Here is a 15,322-nt window from a genome sequence, read left to right as displayed (position 1 = left end):
GCGCTGTTGCGCGCCCTCAACATGATGACAAGCCAAAGTCGGCTGTCAAGCGCACGCGCATTCATTTTTGTGTTTCAAGGGTTAATCCCAATCAAATCAATTCGATGGCGATTGCCGTCGCTTCGCCGCCGCCGATGCACAGGGTCGCGATTCCGCGGCGTCCGCCGCGCATGCGCAACGCGTTTAGCAATGTCACCACCAGCCGCGCGCCGGATGCGCCGATCGGATGGCCGAGCGCGCAGGCGCCGCCGTTGACGTTGACCTTGGCCGGGTCCAGCCCGAGCTCCTTGATCGGCACCATCGGCACCACCGCGAACGCTTCGTTGATCTCGAACAGATCGACCTGGTCCAGGCTCCAGCCGACCTGCTCGAGCAGTTTCTTGATCGCGCCGACCGGGGCGGTGGTGAACCATTCCGGCGCCTGCGAGAAGGTCGCGTGGCCAGCGATCCGTGCCAGCGGCGCGATGCCGCGGCGGGCGGCATCGTCGGCGCTGAGCAGCACCGTGGCGGCGGCGCCGTCGGAGATGCTGGAGGAACTGGCGGCGGTGACCGTGCCGTCCTTCTTGAACGCCGGTTTCAGCGTGGGAATCTTGGCGATGTCGGACTTGCCGGGCTGCTCGTCGCTGGCGTACACCACCTCGCCCTTGCGGGTGGCCACGCGCACCGGAACGATCTCCGCATCGAAGGCGCCGTCGCGCTGCGCGGCCTGCGCGCGGGTCACCGACGCGATCGCATAGGCGTCCTGGTCCTGGCGGCTGAAGCCGAACTTCTCCGCGGTGGCCTCGCCGAACACGCCCATGGCCTGGCCGTCGTCGGGGTTGGTCAGGCCGTCCCAGGCCATGTGATCGACCGCCTGGAAGTTGCCGTAGCGGTTGCCGGTGCGCGAATTCGGCAGCAGGTGCGGGGCGTTGCTCATCGATTCCATGCCGCCGGCGACGACGATGCTGGCCGAGCCGGCCTTGATCAGGTCGTGGCCGAACATGATCGCCTTCATGCCCGAGCCGCAGACCTTGTTGATCGTGGTGGCGCCGGTGGCGTCGGGCACGCCGGCCGCGCGCGCGGCCTGGCGCGCCGGCGCCTGGCCGAGGTTGGCCGGCAGCACGCAGCCCATGATCACCTCCGACACGTCGGCGGCGGGGATGCCGGACTGCTCCAGCGCGGCGCGGATGGCGGCGGCGCCGAGTTCCGGCGTGGGCACGCCGGTGAACTGGCCCAGGAAGGCGCCGATGGCGGTGCGCTTGGCGGCGGCGATCACGATCTCGGTCATGGCAAACCCTTGTGAAAGACTGATTGCCGATTATCTGCCTCGGCGCCGCTTCTGCCAATCGCGGTGCGCTGGCGGGGATCGTGGCGGGGGCCGAATTCCGGTGTAGATCCGTGTCGATTCAGGCCGCCGCGTTGCGGCCGCTAACCAAACAACGTCAACGTGGACGATGTCGACGGTCACGGCACCACGGTCGCGCAGCTGGCCGCGGGCAAGGCGGTGGGTGCATGGCCCGGCGGCATCGCGCCCGGCGCGCAGATCGTGTCGGCGCGCATCATCGGCGACCCTCGCCCGACGACGACGGCAGCGGCGAGGGCAACCAGGCCAGCGGCGCGCTGGGCCTGGCCTCTGTCCACCAGGACCTGATCAGCGCCGGAGTCAAGCTGATGAACGTGGCGCCGGGCACGGCGGTGTTCGTCGATCCCAAGGCGACCACCTCCACCGCCAACCCGGACTACTACTACGGCAGCGGCACCTCCTACGCCGCGCCGCTGGTGTCCGGCGCGGCGGCGCTGGTGTGGCAGGCGTTTCCCTATTTCAGCAACGACCTGCTGCGGCAGACGCTGCTCGGTACCGCCACCGACCTGGGCACGCCCGGGGTGGATGCCACCTTTGGCTACGGCCTGCTCGATGTCGGCAAGGCGGTGCTGGGGCCGGCCCGGTTCGACTGGGGCGACGTCAGCGTGTCCTTCAGCGGCAGCTCGACCTGGGCCAACGACATCGCCGGCAGCGGCGGCCTGATCAAGCAGGGCAGCGGCAGCTTGACCCTGAGCGGTACCCAGAACAGCTACAGCGGCGCTACCCGGGTGCAGGCCGGCACGCTCAGCGCAGCCAGCCTGGACTCCAACGTCGCCATCAGCAACGGCGCCACCTTCATCGGCACCGGGCCGCTACGCGGCAACGTCAGCAATTCCGGCACCTTCCAGGTCGGCACCGCGACGCTGAGCCTGAGCGGCAACTACGTGCAGGACAGCACTGGCCGGCTGGCCTTGCTGGTCGGCGACAAGCTCGCGGTGACCGGCACCGCGACGCTGCAGGGCGGCGCGCTGTACGTGCTCGGCAAGCGCGACTACGTGGTCGACAACACCGCCTACAAGGTGCTCGAAACCAGCGGCGGGCTAGGCGGCACCTTCGCTTCGGTGACCACGCCGTCGAACGTGTTCCTGACCTCGTCGCTGTCCTACGACAGCAGCAGCGCCTCGATCACCGTGCAGGCGCTCAGCGTCACCGCCACGGCGGCGAGCTTTGGCAGCATCACTGCCGCCACGCTTGCCTCCGCCACGCGAGTGGACGCGGCGTTCGCGCAACTGGACGCGCAACTGAGCCGGGATCCGGCGGCGGTCGATGGGTCGCTGTTGAAGGCGGCCGGCGCGGTGCAGCAGTCGCCGAGCGCGGCCGCGGCGGCGGCGACGCTGCGCAGCCTGTCCGGCGAGGCGCACGCGGCGGCCACGGCGATGACCTTCGACACGATCAACCTGCAGCGGCGCGCGCTGTCCGGCCGCTTCGACAGCCTGATCGCGCAACCGCGTGCGATCGGCGCATGGAGCCAGCGCCTGGGCGACACCGGGCAGGGCAGCTTCGCCGGCAGCCAGTTCCAGCTCGACGGCTGGATGATGGGCCAGGATCTGCGCCTGGGCGAGCACGCGGTGGCCGGCTTCGCCTTCGGCGAGACCCGCGCCGACGGTGGCGGCGACGGCGGCCTGGACCACAGCCGCGATCGCCAGGTGCAGGGCCAGGCCTATCTCGGTGCGGTCGCCGGCAATGCCTATGCGCTGGCGCAGCTGGGCGCCGGGCAGTACCGGCGGCAGCTCGACCGCAGCCTGCTGCTCGGCGATACCGTCGCCGACGCGTCCAGCCGCTACGCCGGGCGCTTCCTGTCCGCCAGCATGGAGGTCGGCTACCGCGTCGGGTGCGGCAAGGCATCGCTGACTCCGTATGCCGGCGCCGATTACAGCCGCATCGACAGCGACGGCTTCCGCGAGCAGGGCGGCGACGGCTTCGGACTGATGGCCGCTGCGGCTTCTTCCTCGCGCAGCCAGGCCTTGGCCGGTGTGCGTGCCGGCTACGGCCGCCAAGGTTGGTCGCTGCAAGGCTATGCCGAATGGCAGCAGACCCTGGCCGCGCAGGGCTTGCAGCGCCAGGCCAGCTTCGTCGGCGTGGACGCGTGGGCGCCGCTGGTGGATCTGCAGCCTGCGCGTTCGGGCGGGCTGGTCGGAGCGAGCCTGGACCGGCGCTGGAACAGCAGTGCGCTGGGCATCGGCTACGACCGGCGCTTCGGCCCGCGCGGCGACGATCATGCGCTGTCGCTGCGGTATCGGCTGGGGTTCTGAGCCAGGCCGTGGTTTTTTGCAGGGGAGGCTTCGGCCCCGATGCTTTTGGACTGCGGCAGGATCCGGTCTTCGTTCGTCGCGGCTGAAGCCGCTCCCACAGAAGCATTTGGCCTGGCGATGCCGTGCCGGCTTTTGTGGGAGGGACTTCAGTCCCGACGCGCTGGGCGTCGGGAGCTTCTGCTCTGCGCTCGCCTACTCGCCGCGCAGATGCCCCATCGAGCGCGGGGCGGTGCGGCCCAGCGGCAGCTTGAGCTTGCCGATGGCGTGCATGCGCGCTTCGGCGATGCGGTCGGCAGCCTGCTGCGGCGGGATGTTGTCGCGCTCGGACAGGTCAAAGATCTTGCCGAGGTTGTGGTACAGGCTGCGGATCAGGCGCATCGCGCGTTCGCGGTTGTAGCCGTCGATCTCCAGCGACACGTTCATCACCCCGCCGGCGTTGACCGCGTAGTCCGGGGCGTAGAGGATGCCGCGGCGATGCAATTCTTCGCCCACTGCGGCATTGGCCAGCTGGTTGTTGGCGGTACCGCAGATGATCTTCGCCTTCAGCCGCGGCAGGGTGGCCTCGTCGATCGCGCTTTCCAGCGCGCACGGCGCCAGCACGTCGGCGGCCACGTCGTAGATCTCCTCCGGCTTGACCGCCTCGGCGCCGTATTCGGCGACCGCACGTTCGACCAGCGCCTGGTCCAGATCGGTGACGTACAGCTTGGCGCCGCGTTCCTTCAGCAGTTTCACCAGCTCCATGCCGATGTGGCCGAGGCCCTGCACGGCGATGCTGGCCTTGCCGATTTCCTCGTGGCCGAGCTTGCGCTGCAGCGCGGCCATCAGCGCCTGCAGCGCGCCGTAGGCGGTAAACGGGGCCGGATCGCCGGAGCCGCCGTGCACCTGGTGCACGCCGGTGACGTATTCGGTCTCCAGGTAGATCTGCTCCATGTCGTTGACGTCGGTGCCCACGTCCTCGGCGGTGATGTAGCGCCCGCCCAGCGAATCCACGTAGCGGCCGAAGGCGCGGAACAGCGCCTCGGACTTGTCGGCCTTGGGGTCGCCGATGATCACCGCCTTGCCGCCGCCGATGTTCAGCCCGGCCAGCGCGTTCTTGTAGGTCATCGTGCGGCTGAGCCGCAGCGCGTCGTGCAGCGCGGCCTCGGTGTCGGGATAGGGGCGCATGCGCACGCCGCCCAGCGCGGGGCCGAGCACGGTGTTGTGGATGGCGATGATCGCCTGCAGGCCCACGTCGCGGTTGTGGCAGAAGACGACTTGTTCGTGGCCGGTGGTGGCTAGCGTTTCGAAAAGCATGGGGGCTCCGCTGGCGTTGCAGGTGTAGGACACCTTAGGTTCCAGGAACTTCCTAGTGAGAGGCGTAAAACGAAAAACGCGACGGGTTCCGGAACGGGTCCTGATCGTCGCGATGGGCGCATTTTAAAGCAATTGTCGGTGTGCCGCGCAGCCTCCGCGGCCTTGGCGCCGAGCCATGCGTCGCGGGCATCTCGGTACCTTTTGCGACGCGGGAAGGGGCGCTGCGGCTGTCGTGCCGCCGCCGCATGGCCAGCGCGCTGCGGTCTGCACCGACAGTTCCACCACCGGGCGTGCTTGCGCGGGTGCGGCCAGCATGCCGCCGGCGCGCGCGCTGCCGAGCAGGGAGGCCCGCAACAAAGGACGAAGGGACAGGCGATTCTCCAGGACATCGGCGGTGCGCCGCCGCCCACGCAAATGCGACAGGCGCCGCCGCTGTTGACGCGCTGCGCCGCCGCATGTTGCAGCGCAACCTGCCCGCGCTGCGCGGCGCGCCTAGAATCGCGGCATTCTCTTGCCGATGTCTTCTCGATGAGCATTCCCGCGTCCCGCGTGCCGCTGCCGCAGGCCGACACCAGCCCGCTGCGCTTCGTCACCGCTGCCAGCCTGTTCGACGGCCACGATGCGGCGATCAACATCATGCGCCGGCTGATCCAGGCGCAGGGCGCGGAGGTGATCCATCTCGGCCACAACCGCAGCGTCGAGGACGTGGTGCGCGCGGCGCTGCAGGAGGACGCCGACGCGATCGCGCTGTCGTCCTACCAGGGCGGCCACGTCGAGTATTTCAAGTACATGGTGGACATGCTGCGCGAACGCGGCGCCGGCCATGTGCGGGTGTTCGGCGGCGGTGGCGGCACCATCACCCCGGAGGAGATCGCCGAACTGCAGGCCTACGGCGTGGAGCGCATCTACCACCCCAACGACGGCATGAAGATGGGCCTGGTGGAGATGATCGAGGATGTGGTGGCGCGCGCTGCGCGCGCGCGGGACGCGGGACCGGGAACTCGGGACCCGGAACAGGCCGGCGCCTCGCTTCCGGGCATCGACGATGAGATCGGCATCGGCAAGGTGTTGTCGGCGCTCGAGGATGGTGTGTTTTCCGAGTCCGAGCTGGCGCTGCTGCGCAAGCAGTGGCAATCCGGCCTGTCGGGCAATTCCGAGTCCCGAGTCCCCGGTCCCGCGTCCCGCGAGCGGCGCGCAGCGCCGGTCGTCGGCCTGACCGGCACCGGTGGCGCCGGCAAGTCGTCGGTCACCGACGAACTGCTCAACCGCTTCCTGGCCGGCTTCCCGCAGATGCGCATCGCGGTGGTGTCGGTGGACCCGAGCCGGCGCCGCACCGGCGGCGCGCTGCTCGGCGACCGCATCCGCATGAACGCCTTGCGCAGCCCGCGCGTGTACATGCGCTCGATGGCTACGCGGCGCCAGCATGCGGCCACCAACCGGGTGCTGAAGGACTGCATCGCATTCCTGAAAGGCATCGGCTACGACCTGGTGATCGTGGAGACCGCCGGCATCGGCCAGAGCGATTCGGAGATCGTCGATCTGGTCGATTTTCCGGTGTACGTGATGACCAGCGACTACGGCGCGCCGAGCCAGCTGGAAAAGATCGACATGCTCGACTTCGCCGAACTGGTGGTGCTGAACAAGTACGACCGGCGCGGCGCCGAGGACGCGCTGCGCGACGTGCGCAAGCAATGGCGGCGCAATCGCGTCGCGTTCCAGCTCGAGGACGAGGCGGTGCCGGTGTATCCGACCATCGCCAGCCAGTTCAACGATCCCGGCATCAGCTGGATGTTCGTCAACCTGTGCCGGCTGTTGCGCGCGAAGCTAGGTCTCGATGCGTCCGGCGCTGGAACCGAAACGGCCGACGCCGCCCGTCGCGCCGCGCCGTCGCCGCATTGCGATTTCCAGCCGCAGCTGGACACCACGCTGAAGGAACCGCGCGCCACCGTGCTGATCCCCGGCGCGCGCGTGCGCTACCTGGCCGAGATCGCCGAACAGGGCCGCGCGCTCAACGCCGGCGTCGAGCGCCAGGCCGAGGCCGCCGATCGCGCGCAGTCGTTCTGGCAAGCGCTGCACGAACTGCAGGATCCGCAGTTGCCGAAGCAGTTGGAACTTTACCCAGCCGAAGAGCTGCAGCCACCCGCTCGCGCCGCTGACGCGCCTGCCATGGCCGGCATCGCCGTCGATGCGACTCTGCTGCTGTTGCGCCAACGCTACAACGATGCGCTGCAGTCGCTGTCCAGCGAGTCGCTGAAGCTGCTGCGCGAGTGGCCGCAGCGGCTGAAGTCGATCACCGACCCGGTCACCGAGTACGAGGTGCGCGGCAAGGCGATTCGCGTGGAGAACTACCGCCAGTCGCTGAGCCACCAGCCGATCCCGAAGATCGCCGCGCCGCGCTACAAGAGTTGGGGCGAACTGCTGACCTTCCTCGGCAAGGAGAACCTGCCGGGCAGCTATCCGTACACCGGCGGCGTGTATCCGTACCGCCGCGCCGGCGAGGATCCGATCCGCATGTTCGCCGGCGAAGGCACGCCGGAGCGCACCAATCGCCGCTTCCACTATCTGAGCGTGGGCCAGCCGGCCGCGCGCCTGTCCACCGCCTTCGACAGCGTCACCCTGTATGGCGAGGACCCGGCGCCGCGCCCGGACATCTACGGCAAGATCGGCAATTCCGGGGTCAATATTCCCACCCTGGACGACATGAAGAAGCTGTACTCCGGCTTCGACCTGTGCGCGCCGACCACCAGCGTGTCGATGACCATCAACGGCCCGGCACCGATGATCCTGGCGATGTTCATGAACACCGCCATCGACCAGCAGGTGGAGAAATACCTCAAGGCCGATGCGCAGCGCTGGGCGCAGGCCGAGCAGACCCTGGAGACCTTGTTCGAGGGCCGGCAGCGGCCGCGCTATCACGGCGAACTGCCGCCGAGCAACGACGGCCTGGGCCTGGGCCTGGCCTTGCTCGGCGTCAGCGGCGATCAGTTGGTCGACGCACAGACCTATGCGCAGATCAAGGCGCAGACCCTGTCCAGCGTGCGCGGCACGGTGCAGGCCGACATCCTCAAGGAAGACCAGGCGCAGAACACCTGCATCTTCAGCACCGAGTTCGCGCTGCGCATGATGGGCGACATCCAGCAGTATTTCGTCGAGCAGAAGGTGCGCAACTTCTATTCGGTGTCGATCTCCGGTTACCACATCGCCGAGGCCGGCGCGAACCCGATCAGCCAGCTCGCCTTCACCCTGAGCAACGGTTTCACCATCGTCGAGTACTACCTGGCGCGCGGCATGCGCATCGACGATTTCGCGCCCAACCTGAGCTTCTTCTTCAGCAATGGCATGGATCCGGAGTACACCGCGATCGGCCGCGTGGCGCGGCGCATCTGGGCGCGGGCGATGCGCGAGCGCTACGGCGGCAACGAGCGCAGCCAGATGATGAAGTACCACATCCAGACCTCCGGCCGCTCGCTGCATGCGCAGGAGATCCAGTTCAACGACATCCGCACCACGCTGCAGGCGCTGTACGCGCTGTTCGACAACTGCAACAGCCTGCACACCAATGCCTACGACGAGGCGATCACCACCCCGACCGAGGAGAGCGTGCGCCGCGCGGTGGCGATCCAGATGATCATCAACAAGGAGCTGGGGCTGAACTTCTGCGAGAACCCGTGGCAGGGCAGCTTCATCGTCGAGCAGCTCACTGACCTGGTGGAGGAGGCGGTGTACAAGGAATTCGAGGCGATCAGCGAACGCGGCGGCGTGCTTGGCGCGATGGACACCATGTACCAGCGCGGCAAGATCCAGGAAGAGAGCCTGTACTACGAGCACAAGAAGCACGACGGCAGCCTGCCGCTGGTCGGGGTCAATACCTTCCTGCCCAAGCAGCACGCCGGCGAGACCGCGACCCAGATCGAGCTGATCCGCTCCACCGAGGAAGAGAAGGGCCAGCAGATCGCCAACGTGCGCGACTGGCAGCAGCGCCGCAACGGCATTGCGCCGGCGCAGCCGCTGCAAGCGGAACCGGCCGAAGCGGCCGGCACGCCGGCGCCTGGCGATGCGGCGGGCCTCGGTTATCTGCAGCGTGCCGCGCGCGAGCGCCGCAACGTCTTCGCCGCGCTGATGCAGGCGGTGAAGACCCACAGCCTGGGCCAGATCAGCCACGCCTTGTACGAGGTGGGCGGCGAATACCGGCGCAACATGTAGCCGTCGGCAGTGGCCAATGGCGGCTGCGGCGCGGGCGCTGACGGTGCCTGCGGCCTATGCCGTGCGCCGCTTGCCGCGGTCCCGCGCACCGCTGTGGCGCCGGCGCTGCCTGAGGTGGCTCATAGCTGCGCATCGACGAACGGGGCGGCGGAGGAAGGCATGGGGATCGCTACTGCTGCGGATGGCTTGCGCGGCCACGGCCGGCGCCGTGGCGCCGAGCGAGGAGGGCACTGCAGGGCCGCTGTTCGACACGGTCGCGGTGCTGGAGCAGCGCCTGTAGCGCGCTCACTGCGCAGCAAGCGCGCGCTGGCGGCTGCCGACATGTTGGCCCCTGTACGAGCGACAGCGCGATCCCGGCGCGCGCTGAAGCACGGTGGCAGGCGATTGAAGCGCAGGGCGACGTACGGCAACGCAACAGACAGCAGGCGCGCGGATAACGGTTTCTTTTGATGACGATGATGACTGGTGCGCCAGCCGGGTCCGGCGCCACCACGCGAAGCGCGGCAGCGCCAACCGCTTTGCGCAGCGCTGCAGGGTGCCGCTCAGCGCAGCGGCACGTCCGCGACCTTGTCCTGATAATCGCGCCTGGGGTCGATGCCCAGCAGCACCTTGATGCCGGCCACCAGGCTGGAGCCGTTGAGCCAGATTTGCGCATGGTCCGGATCCAGGCGCAGCAGCGCCAGCGTGGGATCGTCCTTGCCTTGATGTTGTTGCCCGGGACACAGCGCGGCTGCCGCTCCCGGCGGCGTCCGCGCCGTCCGCCGGCGCCACGCAGCGCCTGGCCTGCGCGCAGTCCTTGCGCTCGGCATGGCCGACAGATCGGTAGCGTTTCGCGCTCGCGCAGCATCGACGACCCGCGCGGGTCGAGCGCTGCGGCGCTGCAGCGAGCGGGTGGCATTCGGTGCCTCGGCACTTCGTCGCGCGGCCGCTCGGTCCATGCGCTGTCGGCCATCGACAGACCGGCATGTCGGGCGGCCGTCGGCATGCGAAGCGGCACGCGTTGGCGGGAGCCGGTGCGGAGCCGGTTCCGCCGGCGCTGCTCAGTTGCCGCTGTCGGGCGTCTTCGCTTCGGCGTCCGCTGCGGCCTTGGCCGCCTCGCGCGCTTCGCGCTTGCGCGCGTCCTTCTCGTCCTGCTGTTTCTTCTTGGCGATTTCGCGCTGACGTTTCTCGAAGGAGTAGTTGGGCTTTGCCAAGTGGATGCCTGCCGTGTGTGAGATGGGGCCCCCAGTGTAACCCCTGCGCGCCGGGGCAGTGGCGGGCCATACGGACAGGCCACGCGCGCGGCGTGGCCTGTCCAGATCCGCGAGTACGGCCCTCCCGGGCCTCGGCTTACGGGCTCAGGTAGGACTGGATGCTCGAATACACGTCGGAGAAGCGCGAGTAGTAGTCCGGGTCGCTGGGCGCGCTGCAGTACGAGCTGCCGCCGTACAGGCCGCCGCGCAGCTGATAGGCGCCGCTGCTGTTGACGGTGAACAGGCCCGAGCCGGAGGAGCCGCCTTCGGTGACGCCGGTGTTCCACACCACCTTGTACAGCGGCGACTTGCCGTCGATCGAGGACGACAGCGCGGTGACGCTGCCCAGCGAGTACTTCTTCACGTCGCCGGCGGGATGGTGGATGCCCTCGATCGCGGTGCCGGTGGAGCCGATCGCCGAACTGCTCCAGCCGGCGTAGAACGCGCCGCTGGGCGGGGCGGTCTTCAGTTCCAGCAGCGAGGTGTCGCGGGTGGTGTTGGTATGGCGCAAATAGGCGCCGCCGCTGAGTGTGGTATAGGACGAGCTGACCGTGGAGCCGTTGCAGGTGGTGGCGTCGTAGAACCAGTAGGTCTGCAGGGTGTTGGCCACGGTCTGGGTGCTGATGCAGTGCGCCGCGGTCCAGACCAGGTACTTCTTCGGCGAGTTGCTGTTGTTGAGCAGGGTGCCGGTGCACAGGTAGGAGTCGCCGCCGGTGCTGAACAACATCCGCGCCACCGACTTGGCGACCGAGGTGAAGCCGCTGCTGGGGCTGGCGCGGCAGACGATGTCGCGCTCGCACGAATCGCTCTCGCCGATCATCGGCCGCATCATTTCCTCGTTGGCGACGGGATGGATGTCCATATGCGAGACCTGCGGGATCTTCAGCGCGAAACCCTGCGGATACTGGCCGGCCGGCAATTCGATCTCCACCACCAGACGCGAGCCGGACACCGCCGCCGACCAGCCCGGTTCGCTGCCGGCGAAGTCGGCGCCGCTCTGTTCGAACACGCGGCCGTCGTCGCCGGCGAAGCGCAGCGTGGCCTTGCTCGGATCGCCCGGCTGCGCGCCGCTGCCGCTGAGCTGCAATGCCGCACGCAGCGCGGCCGCGTCGGTGGAGAGGATTTCGAAGCTGGTGACCTGCGCGCCGCTGGGCAGGCTCTGCCAACTGAGCCGGCGCAGGTCGATCGCCGGCTTGGCGACGTTGCGGGAGAAGCCGATCTGCAGCGGCTGGCCATGCTTGACCTGCTGGCCGCGCAGCTGCTTCATCGTCGCGGCCTGGGCGCTGTCGGGAGCACCTAGTTCGATCAGCTGCGGCGCATGCGCGCTACTGGTGGCGAGGCTGCGCAGTTCGGCGCCGCCGAGCGCGGCGGCGTTGGGGCGGGCTTCGACCGGAGCGGAGTCCATCTCGGCCGCGGGGGGATTGGCGGCCAGGGCGACGGGGGAAAAGCCGGAGATGCTGGCAAGCAAGGCCAGATACAACGCGTTCTTGCGATTCATGGAGCTTCCTTTTGCTAGAAGACGACTGGACCATCCGGCAGGGGCCGGATGCCGTTGCACCCATTTCCACGGTGCATGCCGAGGCTACGGGCGCCGACACGGCGGTAGCGTGCGGACTATCACGCGGACGTGGCCGATTTTGTAGACGCCTGGCGCTTGCTTGTCGTGTTCACGTGCGCACCGGCGCTGCACAGGCGCCATGGCCGTCGGCATCCGTTGGTGGCGCGATGCAGCCGATCGCCGCGGCGATCGTGCTCCGTCCACGCACAAAAAAGCCTCTCCTGCATGCGCAGGAGAGGCTATGGCGTACAGCTTGCCTGTTGCGCGATGCCGCGCGATCAGCGGCCGTGCGAGGTGGCCGGGACGAACTTGTAGAGCTTGTGTACGCCGGTGCCGAAATTGAAGCGGCTATAGCCCGCGCCCCAGTACACCGCGCCGTCCACCACGGCCGCTGCGCTGGACACCGAACCGCCGGCATCGAAGCTCCACAGCGTGGCGCCGGTTTCGGCATCGAGCACCGTCATCGCACCGGACATTGAACCCGCATAGACCAGCCCGGGCGAGGACGCGAGCGGGCCGCGGCCGCCGGCGCCGAACGTGGTCTGGATCGGATCGATGCCCGGCACCTTCACCTGCCACAGGATCTTGCCGCTGGTCGCGTCCAGCGCCGCCCACGAGCCGGCGTTCCAGGTCTCGGTGTTGGTGGGAGCGAGGGTGTAGCGGGTGTGGTTGTTGTTGTTGATGGCCACGTACACGCGCGACTTGAACGGATCCACCGACGAACCCCATTCGATGCCGCCGGCGGTGCCGCCCGGACCGACCTGGGTGGACCACACGGTGCGCCCGCTGTCGGCATCGAACGCCCAGTACACGCCGCTCTTCTGCCCGGCGCCGACCAAGGCCTGCGGCTTGCCGTCGCGGATCACCGTGAACAGGTTGGCGCCGCCGCCGCTGAAGTCGTAGTCCGGCCCCTGCGGTTGCTGGCACACGCCGGCGGTCGGCGCGACCAGGCACGACAGCGACCAGGCATCGGCGCCCTGCAGGCGGCGCGTCCACACCGGCTTGCCGCTGCGCATGTCCAGCGCCAGCACCGAGTCGACGTAGTTGTCCGGCGCCAGGCAGGCCAGCTGCGCGCTCTTGTCGCCGTTGGCGTTCTTGACGCAGGTGGCCACATCCAGCGGCACCGAGTAGTTGTTGCCGGTGGTGGCGTAGACGCGCTGCCGTTGCGGGTCGAGCGCCGGCGTGCCCCACACCGCGGCGCCGGTATAGCCTTCCGGCACGGTGCTGAAGCGCCACAGCAGCTTGCCGGTCTTCAGGTCGAGCGCGGCCACGCTGCCGCGGAAGGAAAATTTGTGGCCCGGGCTCAGCACGCCCCAGTCGCCGGACGACACGCCGACGTAGACGCGATCGCCGTACACCACCGGCGAGGCGGTGATGCGCGCCTGCGCATTGGCTTCGACCAGGGTCTTCCACAGCAGCTTGCCGCTGTTCTTGTCGATCGCGATGACGGTGCCGCTGGCCTGGTCGCCGACCAAAACGCTGTCGCGCGCGATCGCCGGGCTGTTGCGCGACAGCGAGGCGGCGTTGCCGGTGTAGTCGGACAGTTTCACTTGCCACACCGCCTTGCCCAGCGCGGTATCGATGCGATACAGCTGGCCGCCCCAGTCGGGCACGTACAGCGCGCTGTCCTGCACGGTCGGCGTGGCGGACACGTCGCCCTGGGTGGTGAAGGTCCAGGCGGTCTTCAGTCGCGCCGCATTGAGTGGATCGATCTGCCACTCGGCCGGCGCGAAGCGGGTGTTGAGATAGCCGCCACCGGCGTTTTCCCAGCTGCTGCGCGTGGCATATGGCGCGCCGCCGCCGAACGTCGTGCCATACCCACCGTCGCTGGCGCCGCCGGCAGCAGAACCGGTGCCTGAATTGTCGCCGTCGCTGCTGCCATTGCCCTGCTGGCTGGCGGACGCCGCGCTGTCGTTCGGATCTTGCGCCGGAGCAGTGCTTGCGGGCTGTGCCGCCGCCGCTGTGCCGAACATCAATCCCGGCGCCAAGGCGAGCCAAAGCAGAGAGAGTTTCCGGTGCGGGTAATGCCTGTTCATGCGGTGTCCTTCGGGGCTTGGAGTGGGGACCCCCCTTTACTACCGGCGCAATGGTAGGAAGGAAAAACAGCGTGTGTCATGTACGTACAAAAAAGTTAGGGCATGCGAAAAGGTTGCATAAATAGCGAAAAACAATCATTTGTGCGCGGCGCTGGGACTGCCGTCTGGACTCCCGCTTTCCGGCGTACAGCGGCGTACGCTGCGGTCCGTTCGGCGGCGCGCCTTGCCTGGCAAGGCGCGGCGCGTTCGGCAGGCGTCATGCCGGCGTGTGCGCTGGCCGGAGATCGCGCCAGCGCCGGCAGTCGCCGGCGCATGAGTGGTGGCTGAATCGCGGGGTGGCGTCGTAGCGACGCTTGGCGCAACCGCCCGATTGGACGTGGCTGTGTGGCGCACGCGTGACAGTTTGCGCATGGTGGCCTTCCGTCGGCGGCGCCAACCGCGGGCCACGGCGATGCTGCGCACGCGTGCCCGGCGCTGCCCAGGTCCTATCCCGATGGCGGTAACACGCCCTAGTCGCCACACGCATCGGCCGGCCCGCGCACGTTCGCACGATTTGGATTAGGGTGACGCGTTTTCCCTGACCTGGAGATGGATCGTGAAACAGTCGCCGCTCGTCGCGATGTTGTCGCTGTGCCTGAGTGTTGCCCATCCCGCGTTCGCGCAAACCGCCGCGCCTGCCGCCGATGCGCTGCAGGGCAAGGGGGATGCGCTGTACACGCAAGCGCCGGACGTGCAGGCCAAGGAGCTGGCCGAACTGCGGCAGCGCCTGCTGGACTGGGCGAAGCTGGGACGCTACCGCGCCGACAACGCCGCGTTGGCGCCGCCGGCCGCAGGCGAACAGCGCGTGGTGTTCTACGGCGATTCGATCACCGACGCGTGGGGACGCATGCGGGGCACGACGTTCTTCCCCGGCAAGCCCTACGTCAATCGCGGCATCTCCGGGCAGACCACCGCGCAGATGCTGGTGCGCTTCCGCCAGGACGTCATCGACCTGAAGCCGGCGGCGGTGGTGATCCTGGCCGGTACCAACGATCTGGCCGGCAACACCGGCCTGGCCACGCAGCGCATGATCGAGGACAACCTGCGCTCGATGGCGGAACTGGCGCAGGCCAACCACATCAAGCTGGTGCTGGCCTCGGTGCTGCCGGTCAGCGACTACCCCTGGCGGCCCGGCCTGCAGCCGGCGGAAAAGATCCGCGCGCTCAATGCCTGGATCGAGCAGTACGCGCAAAGCCACGGCGCGGTGTACCTGGACTACTACAGCAAGCTGCGCAACCGGCAGGGTGGCATGGACAAGGCCCTGTCCTACGACGGCGTGCATCCCACCGTCGCCGGCTACGCGCTGATGGCGCCGTTGGCGCAGCGGGCGCTGGAGCGCGCGTTGGCGCAGCCCTAGGGCGTGTCGT

General features: G+C 68.6%; 7 protein-coding genes and 2 pseudogenes. 3 read left to right on the top strand and 6 right to left on the bottom strand.

Features of this window, described 5'->3' with window-relative positions:
* Positions 1 to 91: 91 nt before the first annotated feature.
* Positions 92 to 1,267, bottom strand: a complete 1,176-nt coding sequence (locus tag FZ025_RS20995; protein WP_046978740.1) for a thiolase family protein — start codon at positions 1,265 to 1,267, stop codon at positions 92 to 94.
* Positions 1,268 to 1,414: 147 nt separating this feature from the next.
* Between FZ025_RS20995 and FZ025_RS20990 the strand changes: the two are divergent.
* Positions 1,415 to 3,594, top strand: a pseudogene (locus FZ025_RS20990) (autotransporter outer membrane beta-barrel domain-containing protein); the annotation flags it as partial.
* Between the two features lie 192 nt (positions 3,595 to 3,786).
* On the opposite strand, the gene FZ025_RS20985 reads toward FZ025_RS20990, so the two are convergent.
* Positions 3,787 to 4,887, bottom strand: coding sequence for a Glu/Leu/Phe/Val dehydrogenase dimerization domain-containing protein (locus FZ025_RS20985; RefSeq protein ID WP_046978741.1), 1,101 nt, complete (start codon positions 4,885 to 4,887; stop codon positions 3,787 to 3,789).
* Between the two features lie 528 nt (positions 4,888 to 5,415).
* Between FZ025_RS20985 and FZ025_RS20980 the strand changes: the two genes are divergently transcribed.
* The gene (locus FZ025_RS20980) at positions 5,416 to 9,090 is read left to right on the top strand and encodes a methylmalonyl-CoA mutase family protein (RefSeq protein ID WP_046978742.1); all 3,675 of its coding nucleotides are present in this window, start codon (positions 5,416 to 5,418) and stop codon (positions 9,088 to 9,090) included.
* Positions 9,091 to 9,632: 542 nt separating this feature from the next.
* Here FZ025_RS20980 and FZ025_RS20975 read toward each other — a convergent pair.
* The 4 genes and pseudogenes from FZ025_RS20975 to FZ025_RS20965 form a co-directional block, all read right to left on the bottom strand.
* Positions 9,633 to 9,791: pseudogene (locus tag FZ025_RS20975) on the bottom strand (pyridoxamine 5'-phosphate oxidase family protein); the annotation flags it as partial.
* A 339-nt stretch (positions 9,792 to 10,130) separates the two neighbouring features.
* Positions 10,131 to 10,283, bottom strand: a complete 153-nt coding sequence (locus FZ025_RS21930) for a hypothetical protein (protein ID WP_164914505.1) — start codon at positions 10,281 to 10,283, stop codon at positions 10,131 to 10,133.
* Between the two features lie 136 nt (positions 10,284 to 10,419).
* Positions 10,420 to 11,820: a trypsin-like serine peptidase gene (locus tag FZ025_RS20970; protein WP_046978744.1), complete on the bottom strand. Its 1,401-nt coding sequence runs from the start codon at positions 11,818 to 11,820 to the stop codon at positions 10,420 to 10,422.
* A 338-nt stretch (positions 11,821 to 12,158) separates the two neighbouring features.
* The gene (locus FZ025_RS20965; RefSeq protein ID WP_046978745.1) at positions 12,159 to 13,916 is read right to left on the bottom strand and encodes an outer membrane protein assembly factor BamB family protein; all 1,758 of its coding nucleotides are present in this window, start codon (positions 13,914 to 13,916) and stop codon (positions 12,159 to 12,161) included.
* A 595-nt stretch (positions 13,917 to 14,511) separates the two neighbouring features.
* On the opposite strand from FZ025_RS20965, the gene FZ025_RS20960 reads away from it, so the two are divergent.
* Positions 14,512 to 15,312 (top strand): SGNH/GDSL hydrolase family protein, encoded by an 801-nt coding sequence (locus tag FZ025_RS20960; protein ID WP_046978746.1) that lies wholly within the window; start codon positions 14,512 to 14,514, stop codon positions 15,310 to 15,312.
* The last annotated feature ends 10 nt before the right edge of the window (positions 15,313 to 15,322 follow it).

This window comes from Xanthomonas hyacinthi, from assembly GCF_009769165.1.
Lineage (GTDB): Bacteria > Pseudomonadota > Gammaproteobacteria > Xanthomonadales > Xanthomonadaceae > Xanthomonas_A > Xanthomonas_A hyacinthi.
Note: the sequence above shows the minus strand (reverse complement) of the source record. Positions and strands in the feature narration are given on the sequence as shown.

Bases quoted from the DNA above. Each gene is read 5' to 3' on its own strand.
- FZ025_RS20995 (WP_046978740.1), bottom strand. From the start codon at position 1,267: ATGACCGAGATCGTGATCGCCGCCGCCAAGCGCACCGCCATCGGCGCC.
- FZ025_RS20985 (WP_046978741.1), bottom strand. From the start codon at position 4,887: ATGCTTTTCGAAACGCTAGCCACCACCGGCCACGAACAAGTCGTCTTC.
- FZ025_RS20980 (WP_046978742.1), top strand. From the start codon at position 5,416: ATGAGCATTCCCGCGTCCCGCGTGCCGCTGCCGCAGGCCGACACCAGC.
- FZ025_RS20970 (WP_046978744.1), bottom strand. From the start codon at position 11,820: ATGAATCGCAAGAACGCGTTGTATCTGGCCTTGCTTGCCAGCATCTCC.
- FZ025_RS20965 (WP_046978745.1), bottom strand. From the start codon at position 13,916: ATGAACAGGCATTACCCGCACCGGAAACTCTCTCTGCTTTGGCTCGCC.